Annotated in this window: 10 protein-coding genes; 2 read left to right on the top strand and 8 right to left on the bottom strand. The window is 71.1% G+C overall.

Annotated features, from left to right (window positions below; translation table 11 throughout):
* Positions 1-195 precede the first annotated feature (195 nt).
* Entirely contained in the window at positions 196-600 is a 405-nt protein-coding gene (locus ACZ9QC_RS27540) for a rodlin (protein WP_472915574.1), read from the bottom strand.
* A 255-nt stretch (positions 601-855) separates the two neighbouring features.
* On the opposite strand from ACZ9QC_RS27540, the gene ACZ9QC_RS27535 reads away from it, so the two are divergent.
* Both ACZ9QC_RS27535 and ACZ9QC_RS27530 read left to right on the top strand, forming a co-directional pair.
* Positions 856-1,260 (top strand): rodlin, encoded by a 405-nt coding sequence (locus ACZ9QC_RS27535; RefSeq protein WP_472915573.1) that lies wholly within the window; start codon positions 856-858, stop codon positions 1,258-1,260.
* Between the two features lie 111 nt (positions 1,261-1,371).
* Positions 1,372-1,770, top strand: a complete 399-nt coding sequence (locus tag ACZ9QC_RS27530) for a rodlin (protein WP_472915572.1) — start codon at positions 1,372-1,374, stop codon at positions 1,768-1,770.
* A gap of 90 nt (positions 1,771-1,860) precedes the next feature.
* Here ACZ9QC_RS27530 and ACZ9QC_RS27525 read toward each other — a convergent pair whose 3' ends face one another.
* The 7 genes from ACZ9QC_RS27525 to iolB all read right to left on the bottom strand — a co-directional run bounded on the left by ACZ9QC_RS27525 (position 1,861) and on the right by iolB (position 13,786).
* Positions 1,861-3,786: an AMP-dependent synthetase/ligase gene (locus tag ACZ9QC_RS27525; protein ID WP_472915571.1), complete on the bottom strand. Its 1,926-nt coding sequence runs from the start codon at positions 3,784-3,786 to the stop codon at positions 1,861-1,863.
* Between the two features lie 121 nt (positions 3,787-3,907).
* Positions 3,908-5,527, bottom strand: coding sequence for a vWA domain-containing protein (locus ACZ9QC_RS27520; protein ID WP_472915570.1), 1,620 nt, complete (start codon positions 5,525-5,527; stop codon positions 3,908-3,910).
* Positions 5,528-5,686: 159 nt separating this feature from the next.
* On the bottom strand, positions 5,687-6,583 hold the full coding sequence (locus ACZ9QC_RS27515) for an ABC transporter permease (RefSeq protein ID WP_472915569.1): 897 nt from the start codon (positions 6,581-6,583) through the stop codon (positions 5,687-5,689).
* Entirely contained in the window at positions 6,580-9,237 is a 2,658-nt protein-coding gene (locus ACZ9QC_RS27510; RefSeq protein ID WP_472915568.1) for an alpha/beta fold hydrolase, read from the bottom strand. The genes ACZ9QC_RS27515 and ACZ9QC_RS27510 overlap by 4 nt, the downstream gene beginning before the upstream one ends.
* Before the next feature lie 259 nt (positions 9,238-9,496).
* Positions 9,497-10,999, bottom strand: a complete 1,503-nt coding sequence (gene mmsA, locus ACZ9QC_RS27505; protein WP_472915567.1) for a CoA-acylating methylmalonate-semialdehyde dehydrogenase — start codon at positions 10,997-10,999, stop codon at positions 9,497-9,499.
* A gap of 16 nt (positions 11,000-11,015) precedes the next feature.
* The gene (gene iolD, locus ACZ9QC_RS27500; RefSeq protein ID WP_472915566.1) at positions 11,016-12,941 is read right to left on the bottom strand and encodes a 3D-(3,5/4)-trihydroxycyclohexane-1,2-dione acylhydrolase (decyclizing); all 1,926 of its coding nucleotides are present in this window, start codon (positions 12,939-12,941) and stop codon (positions 11,016-11,018) included.
* Positions 12,938-13,786 (bottom strand): 5-deoxy-glucuronate isomerase, encoded by an 849-nt coding sequence (iolB, locus tag ACZ9QC_RS27495; protein ID WP_472915565.1) that lies wholly within the window; start codon positions 13,784-13,786, stop codon positions 12,938-12,940. The genes iolD and iolB overlap by 4 nt, the downstream gene beginning before the upstream one ends.
* Between the last annotated feature and the right edge of the window lie 6 nt (positions 13,787-13,792).

Genomic DNA, 13,792 nt, shown 5'->3' with positions numbered 1-13,792 from the left:
GACCTGCAGCATGTGAAACGAGGAATAGACAGCGGAAGAAACTTCCGAACGCGGCGCGCGGGGTAATTCACCCGATCGCCCCGCGAGATTATCGGAAAGGCATATCGGCATCACCCGAATGACATGCCTGGATACAGACGAACAACTCGGGCCGGACGCACCGCGCGCGACCCGAGTTGCCTGATGATTTTCCGATCAGTGCTTGCCGTTGCCGTTGTCCGAGAGGATCGGGATGTCAGACAGGATGTGCGACAGGGGCTCGTCACCCTTGGCCTGCGTGCTGTTCTCGGTGCACTGCTGGTTCTGCGGCGCGGAGAGGACCGGCACGTCCTGCAGCAGGGAGACACCGATGAGCCCGAGGCCACCGAGGTTGCCCTTGACCGGCAGACCGACACAGGGCTTGTTGAGCGACCCCTGGACCAGCGAGAGCTGCGGGCTCATGTCGCCCTTGGTCACCGAGTTGCCGAACGCCTGGCTGGCGTGATTGCCACTGAACGACGTGGTCCCACCGTCGTCGGCGAGAGCCTGGGGGGCGGCGGCGGCCGCGAGGCCGGTGATGGAAGCGGCGACCGAGACCGCAGCCATTGCCTTCTTGAGCATTTCGCGTTCCTTTCCTGGCGGACCCTCAGGTCCCTGCCCTGGCAGCAACGGCGACGCGCCTCCACCGGTTTCGCCGCATCACCCGTTCGGCCCGCTCGCACCGGCGATTTCCGGAGCATCCGCAAAACCTCGCACGCCCCCTCTCTCACTCCGTCACATGGGCCGACGGAGTGAATCGGAGCAACCGGGAAGCAGGGGCGGAAGTTGTCCATGGCGCTCCGGTGGAAACGGGGTTCTTCCAGAAGGGAATCGCAAGTGATCAAGAAGATGATGACCGCAGCGACGATCGCCGCCTCCGTCGTCGGAGCCTCGGCCGCCGCAGCGCCCCAGGCGCTCGCCGACGACGCCGGCACCACCACCTTCAGCGGGAACGACGCCCACCAGGTCTACGGCAACTCGGCCACGTACGGGAACATGAGCCCGCAGATGGCGCTGATCCAGGGCTCGTTCAACAAGCCCTGCATCGGCCTGCCCGCGAAGCTCAACCTCGGCGGCATCGGACTCCTCGGGATCTCCGCGCTGCAGGACGTCCCGATCCTGTCGGCCCCGCAGAACCAGCAGTGCACCGAGAACTCCACCCAGGCCAAGGGCGACGAGCCGCTGTCGCACATCCTGTCCGACATCCCGATCCTCTCGGACAACGGCAACGGCAAGCACTGACGTTATGACGCCTATTGCGCCAAAAGGTGCAATCCACGCAACCGTTGGCCGGATGCCCTGTTGATCAGGGTGCAACTCCGCAACGGAGTCCGCTTTCCGAAGGGATCCAACATGAACAAGCTGTGGGCCACCGCGGCTGTTGCTGCTTCCATCGCCGGCCTCGGTGCCGCGACCGCACCGCAGGCGCTCGCCGACGACGGTGGGACCACGTCCTTCAGCGGCAACGGCGCCAGCCAGGCGTTCGGCAACTCGGTGACCAAGGGCGACATGAGCCCGCAGCTCTCGCTGGTCCAGGGGTCGCTCAACAAGCCCTGCATCGGCCTGCCGGCCAAGCTCAACCTCGGCGGCATCGGACTCATCGGCGTCTCCGCGCTGCAGGACGTCCCGATCCTGTCGGCCCCGCAGAACCAGCAGTGCACCGAGAACTCCACCCAGGCCAAGGGCGACGAGCCGCTGTCGCACATCCTGTCCGACATCCCGATCCTCTCGGACAACGGCAACGGCAAGTAGCACCGACGCCACCACCGGACAGAAGGAAGCGGGTCGCCGAGTCGTCGGCGGCCCGCTTTCCCGTGTGCGGACACGCGTCCCGCCCGTCACTCACTTCTTCGCGTACAGCGACTCGATCGCCGCCGCGTACGCCGCCGTGACCGCGTGGCGTTTGACCTTCATGGACGGGGTGAGCAGGCCGTTCTCCTCGGTGAACTCGCCTTCCACCAGCTTGAACTCGCGGATGGACTCGGCCCGGGAGACGGCCTGGTTGGCGTAGTCGACGGCCCTCTGGACGTCGGCGCGCATCCGGGGGTCGGCGACGATCTCGGAGAGCGGGGTGTCCGGGGACATGCCGCGGACGTGCAGCCAGTGGGTGACGTCCTCGGGGTCGAGGGTGATGAGAGCGGCGACGAAGGGGCGGTTGTCGCCGACGACGATGCACTGCCCGACCGGGGGGCGGCTGCGCAGCCGGTCCTCCAGGACGGCCGGGGAGACGTTCTTGCCGCCGGAGGTGACGAGGATGTCCTTCTTGCGGCCGGTGATGGTGAGGTAGCCGTCCTCGTCGAGCGCGCCGAGGTCCCCCGTGGCGAACCAGTCGTCGGTGAGGGCGGCGAAGGTGGCGACCGGGTTGTTCCAGTAGGTGCCGAAGACAATGGGGCCCTTGATGAGGACCTCCCCGTCGTCGGCGATGCGGATCGTGGTGCCGGGGACGGGCTGGCCGACCGTGCCGGGGCGGGGCTTCAGCGGCGGGACGATGGTGGCGGCGGCGGTGGTCTCGGTGAGGCCGTAGCCCTCGTAGACGATGATCCCAGCGGCGTAGAAGAAGAGGTTGAGGTCGCGGTCGAGGGGGGAGCCGCCGCTGATGGCGTAGCGCATCCGGCCGCCGAGTTCCTTGCGCACGCGGCGGTAGACCAGCAGGTCGTACAGGGCCCAGGCCGCGTGCAGGCCGGGCGTCGGGCCGGGGCCCCGGTCCAGGAACTTGTCCAGGTGGGCGCGGGCGAAGCGGACGCCGAGGCGGTGGGCGCGGTCGAAGGAGGCGCCCCGGCCGAGGCGTTCGGCGGTGGCGCGGCCGGTGGCGTGGATCCGCTCGAAGAGGTACGGGACGCCGACCAGGAAGGTGGGGCGGAACTTCTTGAGGGCGGGCCGGAGTTCGTCGGGCTTGATGCTCGGGCAGTGGCCGATCTCGATGCGGGCCATGAGGCAGGCGATCTGGATCGTGCGGCCGAGGATGTGGGCGAGGGGGAGGAAGAGGAGGGTGGAGGCGGCCTGGCCGGTGACCGCCTCGAAGACCGGGTGGAGCAGTTGGACCGTGTTGGCGGCCTCCGCGTGCAGGTTGGCGTGGGTGAGGACGCAGCCCTTGGGGCGGCCGGTGGTGCCGGAGGTGTAGCAGATGGTCGCGGCCGTGTCGGGGGTGAGGGCGGCGCGGCGCTTGGTGACCTCGTCGTCGGGGACGCCCCGGCCCAGGTCGGCGAGGTGGGCGAGGGCCTCCCGGTCGATCTGCCAGACGTGCGGGGGCTGGGAGTGGCCGGCGGTGGCGGTGGCGACGGCCTTCGCGTTGTCGGCGGTCTCCACGACCACGAAACGGCAGCCGGAGTCGCGGACGATCCACTCGATCTGGTCGGGCGAGGATGTGGGGTAGACGGGGACGGACTGGCCGCCGGCGGCCCAGACGGCGAAGTCGAGGACCGTCCACTCGTAGCGGGTGCGGGACATCACCGCGACGCGGCCGCCGGGTTCGAGCCCGGCGGCGATCAACCCCTTGGCGGTGGCGGTCACTTCGCGGGCGAAGGCGGAGGCGGTGACCGGGTGGAAGGTGCCGTGGCTGTCGGCGCGGCGCAGGACCACCGCGTCGGGGGCCTCGGTCGCGTTGACGTACGGGAGGTCGGCGATGCTGCCGCCGCCCAGCGGGGGCGCGAGGGCGGGGGTGCGTGCCTCGCGCACGACGCCCCGCTCGTCCCTGACGACCTCGACCTTGACACGGTCGGTGAGGCCGCCGCGCGCTTTCGCCTGGTTCAAGTCCTTGCGTACGCCCATCACGACTCCCCGGGGCCCCACGACCGCTTCATTACCGACGAGTCAACTTACTAGTGCGTAAGGAATTTTCAATGGTTTCGGCCGACTCCGGGCGACCGGGCGGGCGGCGGCCTCCGGGGCGCTAGCCGAGCAGGGTGTCGGCGGTCCTGATCGACCCGGCCAGGTCGTACAGGTCCCTGTCCTCGCGGTCCCGGGCCAAGTCGTCGGCGTGGCGGCCCAGTTGGCGGAGGGTGGGGCGGGCGGGGAGGTCGGTCCACCGGGTGTCCTCGCGGCGGAGGGCGTCGGCGAAGTAGGCGGCCACGGCGGCGACCCGCAGTCCGTACGGTGAGGATGCCCACAGGTCGCCGTGGAGGTCCGTGGCCTCCAGCTCGGCGGATTCCTCGTGCGGGGTGCGGGTGTCGGGGTCGAGCCAGCGGACGGTGGCGGTGGCGAGGTGCCCGCCACCGGAGCCCTCCTCGGTGCGGACGGCGTAGAGGGCGGTGACGGTGTGGCCGGGGCCGACCTCGCCGCCGTCGACACGGTCGTCGCGGAAGTCCTCGTCGGCGACCTGCCGGTTGTCGTAGCCGATCAGGCGGAACTCCTCCACCGTCGCCGGGTCGAAGGAGACCTGGACCTTGGCGTCGCGGGCGGTGAGGTCGACGTGGCGCGGGAGTTCCTCGCAGAAGACCTTCTCGGCCTCCTCCTCGGTGGAGACGTAGGTGGTGTGGCCGTCGCCCCGGTCGGCGAGCTGTTCCATGAGCTCGTCGCCGTAGTCGCTGCCGACGCCGACGCCGAAGAGGGTGATGCCGTGCTCGCGGCGTTCGCCGGAGATACGTTCGAGGATGGTGTCGGCGTCGGTGGCGCCGGTGTTGGCGAGGGCGTCGGACAGCAGCACGACCCGGTTGGTGGCGCCCTTGCGCAGGCCGTCGACGGCGGTCTCGTAGCCGGTCTCGACGCCCGCCGCGAGGTTGGTGGAGTCGGTGGGCTCCAGACGGTCGACGGCGTCCAGGACCTCGTCCCGGTCGTCGTCGAGGCGGGTCATCGGCAGGACGGTCTCGGCCTCGTCGCTGAAGGTGACGATGGCGACCGAGTCGTCGTCGCGCAGCCGGTTCGTCATCGTGCGCAGGGCGTCCTGGGCGAGGTCGAGGCGGCCCGGTTCGGCCATGGAGCCGGAGACGTCGATGACGAAGGTGAGGGCGGCGGGCGGGCGTTCGCTGTCGCGCCCGGCGGCCCGGGTGGCGAGTCCGACGCGGACCAGGGACCACGCGTCGTCGCCGGTGCGGGCGCCGTCGACGGACACCGAGAAGCCGTCGCCGTCCGGGCGTTCGTAGTCCTGGCGGAAGCTGTTGACGAACTCCTCCGGGCGGACGCTCGACGGGTCGGGCAGGCTGCCGTCCTCCAGGGTGCGGCGGGCGTAGCCGTAGGAGGCGGTGTCGACGTCGAGGGCGAAGGTCGACAGGAAGTCGTCGGGCGTCGGGGCGATGTCCCGGGACTCCTCGTCCGTCTGCCCCTCGCGCTGCTCGCGGGGGCCGGTGCCCTCGGGTGCGGGGCCCGGGAAGCCGTCCTCGGGGCGGCTCCCGCCGTTGCCCCGGTCGTACGAGGAGGAGGAGTCGCCCTGCCCGTCGGCGCCGCCGCTGCACCCGGTGAGCAGGAGGGCGCCGGCCGTGCCCAGGGCGAGGAGCGCGGTGCCGAGTCGTCGCCGGTGCCGTGGTGTCGTCGGCAGCGGCCTCGTCGTCGGACTGGTCCTGCGATACGTGTGCATCCGGGCCCCCTAGCCACGTCATCTGTCGCCTTTTCGTGGGCGACTGTTGTGACTGTGACGGTGATGGGAGCCCGGATGTGCGCCACGGGGTGTTGCGGATGCGTCTCGAAGCGGCCACGGCGGGGGCCCGTCGAGACCGGTGGGTGATCTTCCGTTGACCTAGGAGACGACGTCCTTGCGGCCGAAACCCCGGAAGGCCAGGGCGAACAGGATCAGGGCGTACGTTATGGAAATCGAGACGCCCTGGATCATGTCGGTGTACTCGGGCTGCGGGCGGACGACGTCCAGCCAGGCGTACTGCCAGTGCGTGGGCAGGAAGTGGCGCCAGTCGCCGAGGGCGGTCACCTCGTCGAGGACGTTGCCGACGATGGTGAGGCCGACGGCGCCGCCGACCGCGCCGAGCGGCGCGTCGGTCCTCGTGGACAGCCAGAACGCCATGCCGGCGGTGACCAGTTGGGACACGAAGATGTACGCCACGGTGATCACCAGGGCCTGCGCGGCGGCACCGGCGGCGAGTTCGCCGCCGGTCGGCAGCTCCAGCGGACCCCAGCCGTAGGCGGCCGTGCCGACGGCGAGCGCGACGACCGGCAGCAGCACCAGCGCGGCAAGGCTGAGGGTGAGGGCGACGACGAGCTTGGACCACAGCAGCCGGGCACGGGGCACGGGCGCGGCGAGGAGGTAGCGCAGGGAGGACCAGCTGGCCTCCGAGGCGACCGTGTCACCGCAGAACAGCGCGATGGGGATGACCAGGAGGAAGCCCGCCGCGGCGAAGAGGTTCACCGCGGCGAAGTTCGCGCCGGACGCCGTCGCCGTGTCCATCAGGTTGACCCGGTTGTTGCCCTCGCCCGGTGTGCCGCCGACCTGGAAGGCGATCAGCAGCACCAGCGGCAGGGCGAACAGGATGCCGAACATGACCATCGTGCGGCGGCGCTTCAGCTGGCGGACCAGCTCGACCCGCAGGGGGAGGGTGCGGCCGGCGCGGTAGCCGTCGGCGACCTCGACGGGCCGCGTGGTCCCGGGTTCTGCGTGCTCGGCACGCTCGGTCAGCGTGCTCATGCGTGCTCTCCGATCAGGGTGAGGAAGGCGTCTTCGAGGCGGCGATGGGGGCCGACCGACGACACGGGGACCTCCAGCCGTACGAGTTCGGCGACCAGGCGCCGGGCGCTGCCGTCGGCGTCGAGGCGGACCACTAGGCCGTCGTCGGTGCGGACGGCCGAGTCGACGCCCGGCAGGGCGGCGATCTTCTCGACGACCGGCTCGTCCACGGGTTCGGACGTGCCGACCAGCAGGGTGTCGCCGGAGCCGACGATCTCGCTCACGGGGCCCGCCTGGACGAGCTGTCCGTGGTCCATGACGACCAGATGCGTACAGGTCTGCTCGACCTCCGCCAGCAGGTGGCTGGAGACGATGACCGTGCGGCCGGCGGCCGCGTACCGGATCATGACCTCGCGCATCTCGCGGATCTGTGGCGGGTCGAGTCCGTTCGTCGGCTCGTCGAGGATCAGCAGGTCGGGCAGGCCCAGCATGGCCTGGGCGATGGCCAGGCGCTGGCGCATGCCCTGGGAGTAGGTGCGGACCGCGCGGGCCAGGGCGTCGCCGAGACCGGCGATCTCCAGGGCCTCGTCGAGGTGCGCGTCCTCGGCGGGGCGGCCGGTGGCGGCCCAGTACAGCTCCAGGTTCTCGCGGCCGGACAGGTGCGGGAGGAAGCCCGCGCCCTCCACGAAGGCGCCGACCCGGGAGAGGACCGGGGCGCCCGGCACGATCGCGTGACCGAAGACCCGGATCTGGCCGCCGTCCGGCTGGATGAGGCCCATCAGCATGCGCAGGGTCGTCGTCTTGCCCGCGCCGTTCGGTCCGAGCAGACCGAGGACCTGGCCCTTCTCCACCTGGAAGGAGAGGTCGCGGACGCTGTAGCGGTCGCCGTTCTTGTACTTCTTGCTCAGGTCGGTGATCTGCAGCGGGACCTCGGCGAGCGCCGGGTCCGGGGCCGGGGTGACGATCCGGCGGCGGCCGGTGACCAGCAGGACCGCCGCGATCACGGCGCCGGCGATCGGCAGGTACCAGACCCAGGCGGGCAGCACGTCGCCGCGGTCGGCCCGGCCGAGCGGCGTGGGCACCTCCAGGTCGCCCTTGAGGGAGACGGTGTACGTCGCCGGGGTGGTCGGGGAGGCGTAGCCGAGGTCGGTGGAGGCGAGGACCAGACGGAGGCTGTGGCCGTCGTCGAGTTCGTGGTCGATGGCGGGGAGGGTGAGCGTCACGTCCTTGCCGGACTTGGCGCCCTCGACGCGCAGCGGCTCCACCAGCTGGGACGGGAGGACCTGGGACCTGCCGTCCGGGCCGACGTCGTAAACCTTCGCGAAGAGCACGGCGTCCTCGCTGGTCGACTTCACATGGACCGTCGCCGTGGGCGAGCCGGTGATCTGGAGGTCGTCGGTGACGGGCTTCGACTGGAACGCGGCGAACTGGCCGGGGAAGTCCAGGGAGATGCCGACGCCGAGGGAGGAGAGCTGGGCGAGGCCGCCGGCCGCGCCGAGGCCGGGCAGGGCCGAGATGCCGGGCGGGTTGGCGCCGGCCGGGTTCTCGAAGCTCTGCTCACGGCCGGCGAGGGCGATCTTCGTGAGGTCGCTCTCCAGGCCCGGGTAGCTGTCGTCGGTGGTGCCGGCGAGACGGGGTTCGCCGTCGCCGGAGCCGGTGCCGAGGGTGCGGGTGACACGGAACGCGGAGCCCGTGTCGGCGCCCTTGTCGTCCTTGAGGTAGCGGTCGAACCAGGCCTCCGTCCGGGCCTGGATGCGGCTCGTCTCCATGTCGCCGCCGTCGTGGCCGCCGGCGATCCAGTCGACGTCCACGGGCGCGCCGTTGGCCTTGATCGCCTTCGCGGCGGCGTCGGCCTGGCCGAGCGGGAAGAGGGAGTCGGTCTGGCCCTGGCTCAGCAGGGTGGGCACCTCGATGCGGTCGCCGACGGCCTCGGGGCTACGGGCGTCCAGCAGCTTCACGGCCTCCGCGTCGGGCGCGCCCGACTCGGCGACCCGCTGGTACATCTCGCACAGCTGGGTCTCGAACTTCGCGCAGCCGCCGCCGGTGTTGACGAAGAGCCCGGCCCACAGCTTCTTGAAGACGCCGTTCGGGAAGAGGGCGTCCGCCAGGTTCCAGTACGTGATCGCGGGCGCGATGGCGTCGACGCGATCGTCGTACCCGGCGGTCAGCAGCGCGATCGCCCCACCGTAGGAGGCGCCGGCCATGCCGAGGCGGGGGTCGCCCTCCTTGTCGAGCTGCACCTCGGGGCGGGTCGCGAGCCAGTCGATCAGCTTCGAGACGTCGGCGACCTCGCCCTCGGGGTCGTTCAGCCCGATCTTGCCGGTCGACCTGCCGAAGCCGCGGGCGGACCAGGTCAGCACCGCGTAGCCGTCGCGGGCGAGGTCCTCGGCCTGCTCGCGGACGTCGTTCTTGCTGCCGCCGAAGCCGTGGCCGAGCAGGACGGCGGGGCGGCGGCCGTCACCGCCGGAGGTGAAGTACGAGGTGTCGATGCGCACGCCCTCGGCCGTCCGTACGGCCCGGTCGGCGCGTTTCACCGGCGCCGCTTCGTCCGAGGCGGTGGCCGTCCAGGTGCCGGCCCCGGCGAGCACGACGACGGCGGCCGCGGCGGCGACGGTCCGCCGCGGCCGCCGCCGCAGCGCTCCGCGCAGGCGCGGGCCGGTCAGTCGAAGATCCATGCGTCAACGGTACGGGGCCCTGCCGGTCCCCCGAGGCCCTCTCAGGGGGGAAGAGTGGGACATCCCACGGTCGTACGGGAGGAATTCGGCATACAGCGGGTGCGGTACGTCCTTGGCCGACAGCAACCTGATAGGTCGCCCCCGCCGCCCCTGCCCGACCCGTCCTCAAGGGGCTGCGCCCCTTCGACCCCCGGCCGACCGTCCGGTGGGGCTTCTCGCGCCGTTCCCCGCGCCCCTTGCGGGGCGCGGGGTGACTCGGTCAGTGGTTGCGCGGGAAGCCCAGGTCCACGGCCGACGGGCCGTCGGCCGGGTCGGGCCAGCGGGTGGTGACGACCTTGCCGCGGGTGTAGAAGTGGGTGCCGTCGTTGCCGTAGATGTGGTGGTCTCCGAAGAGGGAGTCCTTCCAGCCGCCGAAGGAGTGGTAGCCGACCGGGACCGGGATCGGGACGTTGACGCCGACCATGCCCGCCTCGACCTCCAGCTGGAAGCGCCGGGCGGCGCCGCCGTCGCGGGTGAAGATCGCGGTGCCGTTGCCGAACGGGGAGGCGTTGATGAGGGCGATGCCCTCGTCGTAGGTGTCGACGCGCAGGACGGTCAGCACCGGGCCGAAGATCTCGTCCTGGTACGCCTTCGCCGTGGTCGGCACCTTGTCCAGCAGCGAGATGCCGATCCAGTGGCCGTCCTCGTAGCCGTCGACCGTGAAGCCGGTGCCGTCGAGGACGACCTCGCAGCCCTCGGCCGCCGCGCCCGTGACGTACGACGCCACCTTGTCGCGGTGGACGGCCGTGATCAGCGGGCCCATCTCGGAGGTCGGGTCGTTGCCGGGGCCGATCTTGATCTTCTCGGCGCGCTCGCGGATCTTCTCCACCAGTTCGTCACCGATGGCGCCCACGGCCACGACCGCCGAGATCGCCATGCAGCGCTCGCCCGCCGAGCCGTACGCGGCGGAGACGGCGGCGTCGGCGGCCGCGTCCAGGTCCGCGTCGGGCAGGACCAGCATGTGGTTCTTGGCGCCGCCGAGGGCCTGGACGCGCTTGCCGTGCGCCGAGGCCGTGGTGTGGATGTAGCGGGCGATCGGGGTCGAGCCGACGAAGGAGACCGCCTTGACGTCCGGGTGCTCCAGGAGGCGGTCGACGGCCACCTTGTCGCCGTGGACGACGTTGAAGACACCGTCCGGCAGACCCGCTTCCGCGAGCAGCTCGGCGATCTTGATGGAGGCCGAGGGGTCCTTCTCGGACGGCTTCAGCACGAACGTGTTGCCGGTCGCGATCGCCATCGGGAACATCCACATCGGAACCATCGCCGGGAAGTTGAACGGCGTGATGCCCGCGACGACGCCCAGCGGCTGGCGGATGGAGGAGACGTCGACGCGGCTGGCGACCTGCGTGGACAGCTCGCCCTTCAGCTGCACGTTGATGCCGCAGGCCAGTTCGACGATCTCCAGGCCGCGCGCGACCTCGCCGAGCGCGTCCGAGTGCACCTTGCCGTGCTCGGCGGTGATCAGCTCGGCGATCGCGTCGCGGTTGGCGTCGAGCAGCGCGCGGAACTTGAAGAGGATCGAGGTGCGCTGGGCCAGCGAGGACTGGCCCCAGGTCACGAAGGCCTCCTTGGCGGTGCGGACCGCCGCGTCGACCTCGTCGACGGTCGCGAAGGCGACCTTGGTGGTGACCGCGCCGGTCGCCGGGTCCGTGACCGGCCCGAACGTACCCGACGCGCCCTCGACGGTCTTGCCGCCGATCCAGTGGTTGACGATCTTCGTCATTCCAGAAACTCCTTGCTCACAGATGGCGGCGTCGGGTTGAGACGTGCCGGTCGTACTCCTCGCGTGCCTTGACCGCCGACGCGCGGGTCGCGGTCTCGGCCACAGGTACATCCCACCAGGCCTGCGCGGGAGGCGGGCCCGACACTGTGTCTGCCGTTTCGGTCTCCACGTAGACACAAGTGGGAGTGTCGGCCGCCCGTGCCTCGGCGAGGGCGGCGCGCAGGTCACGGACCGTCTTGGCGCGCAGGACGCGCATGCCGAGACTGGCCGCGTTGGCGGCGAGGTCCACGGGCAGCGGGGTGCCCGTGAAGGTGCCTTCGGCGGGGTCGCGGTGGCGGTAGGCGGTGCCGAACCGCTCACCGCCGACCGACTCCGAGAGGCCGCCGATGGAGGCGTACCCGTGGTTCTGCACCAGCAGCACCTTGATCGGGACGTTCTCCTGGACGGCCGTGACGATCTCGGTCGGCATCATCAGATACGTGCCGTCGCCGACCAGCGCCCACACCGGGCGCCCGGGGGCGGCCAGCCGGACACCGATCGCGGCCGGGATCTCGTACCCCATGCACGAGTAGCCGTACTCCAGGTGGTACTGGTCCCGCGACCGGGCCCGCCACAGTTTGTGCAGGTCACCGGGGAGGGAACCGGCCGCGTTGATCAGGATGTCGGACTCGTCGACGAGTTCGTCGAGGAGTCCGAGGACCTGGGCCTGGGTGGGCCGGGTGTCCGGTTCGTCGGCCTCGTAGCAGGCGTCGACGCGGTGCTCCCAGCGCTGCTTGTCCTCCGCGTACTCGGCGACGTACGCGTCCGCGACCCGGTGGCCGTGCACCTCCAGCGCCTCGGCGAGCGCCTCCAGACCCGACCGCGCGTCCGCGATCAGCGGCAGGCCGGAGAGCTTGTGGCCGTCGTAGGGCGCGATGTTGAGGTTGAGGAAGCGGACACCGTCGGCGGCGAAGAGGGTGTTCGAGGCCGTGGTGAAGTCCGTGTACCGGGTGCCGACGCCGATCACCAGGTCGGCGGTGCGGGCCAGTTCGTTGGCGGTCGCCGTGCCGGTGTGGCCGATGCCGCCCACGTCCTGCGGGTGGTCGAAGCGGAGGGAGCCCTTGCCGGCCTGGGTGGAGGCGACGGGAATGCCGGTGGCGCGGGCGAGTTCGGCGAGCACCTCCTCCGCGCGGGCGTGGTGGACGCCGCCGCCGGCCACGATCAGCGGGCGGCGGGCCGCACGGATCGCGTCGAGCGCGCCGGTCAGTTCGACGACGTCGGCAGCCGGGCGGCGCACGTTCCAGGTCCGCTCGGCGAAGAACTCCTCCGGCCAGTCGTACGCCTCCGCCTGCACGTCCTGCGGCAGGGCGAGGGTCACGGCGCCCGTCTCCACCGGGTCGGTGAGGACGCGCATCGCCTGGAGCGCGGCCGGGATCAGCGCCTCGGGGCGGGTGATCCGGTCGAAGTACCTCGACACCGGACGCAGGGTGTCGTTGACGCTGATGTCGCCCGCGTACGGCACTTCGAGCTGCTGGAGGACCGGGTCGGCCGGCCGGGTGGCGAAGATGTCGCCGGGGAGCAGCAGCACCGGCAGGTGGTTGATGGTGGCGAGGGCGGCGCCGGTGACCAGGTTGGTCGCGCCGGGGCCGATGGACGTCGTCACGGCGTGCGTGGACAGCCGGTTCGACTGCCGGGCGTAGCCGACGGCCGCGTGCACCATCGACTGCTCGTTGCGGCCCTGGAGGTAGGGCATGGCGTCGGCGTACTCGACGAGCGCCTGGCCGAGGCCCGCGACGTTGCCGTGGCCGAAGATGCCCCAGGTGGCGCCGATCAGCCGCCGCCGCTCGCCGTCGCGCTCGGTGTACTGGGCGGAGAGGAAGCGGACCAGCGCCTGGGCGACCGTGAGCCGGGTCGTGGCCGGGGTCGTGTTCGAGGCCGGGGTCGTGTTCGAGGTCGGGCTCATCGGTACCCCTCCGTGTGGTCGGGGTGGAAGCAGATCTGCCACTTCCGCTCGGGGCCGGGGCCCGCCATCACGTTCAGGTAGTACATGCTGTGGCCGGGCTGCGCGATGGACGGGCCGTGCCAGCCGTCGGGTACGAGCACCGTGTCACCGGAACGGACCTCGGCGAGCACCTCGGAGCCGCCCTCGCGGGAGGGCGACACGCGCTGGTAGCCGAAGCCGTTCGGGCCGTCGATCTCGAAGTAGTAGATCTCTTCGAGTTCGGTCTCCTCGCCGGGGCGGTTCTCGTCGTGCTTGTGCGGCGGGTACGAGGACCAGTTGCCGCCGGGGGTGATGACCTCGACGGTGATCAGCTTGTCGCACTCGAAGGCGTCGGCGGAGGCGAAGTTGCGCACCTGGCGGGCGCAGGTGCCGCTGCCCCGGTCCTCGACGGGGACCTCCGGCGCGGGGCCGTAACGAGCGGGGAGTCGTCGCTCGCACTTCGCTCCTGCCAAAGCGAAGCGGCCTCCCGCGCCGGAGGCGATCTGTACCCGGGCGTCGCGGGGCGCGTACACGAAGTCGGAGACTCCGGCGAACACGCTCTCCCTGCCCAGGATCTGGAACTCCGTGATGCCGCCACCGTCTGAATTGCCCGGTTCCTCCGACACCTGAACCGTACAACCGCCGCCCAGGGACAGCACGATCCACTCACTGTCCCCGGTCGTGAACATGTGCGAGCCGCCCGGCTCCAACTCCACGATCCTGAGGCTGCTGTGGGTCCATCCGGCCCGCTTCGGGTCGATGTCCACGGCGTATTGGGCGTTCGCGGTGGCGCCCTTGGGTACGTACAGCTCGGTCTTCTGTGTCATGCGGCC

Source organism: Streptomyces sp. HUAS MS02 (assembly GCF_055702265.1).
Note: the sequence above shows the minus strand (reverse complement) of the source record. Positions and strands in the feature narration are given on the sequence as shown.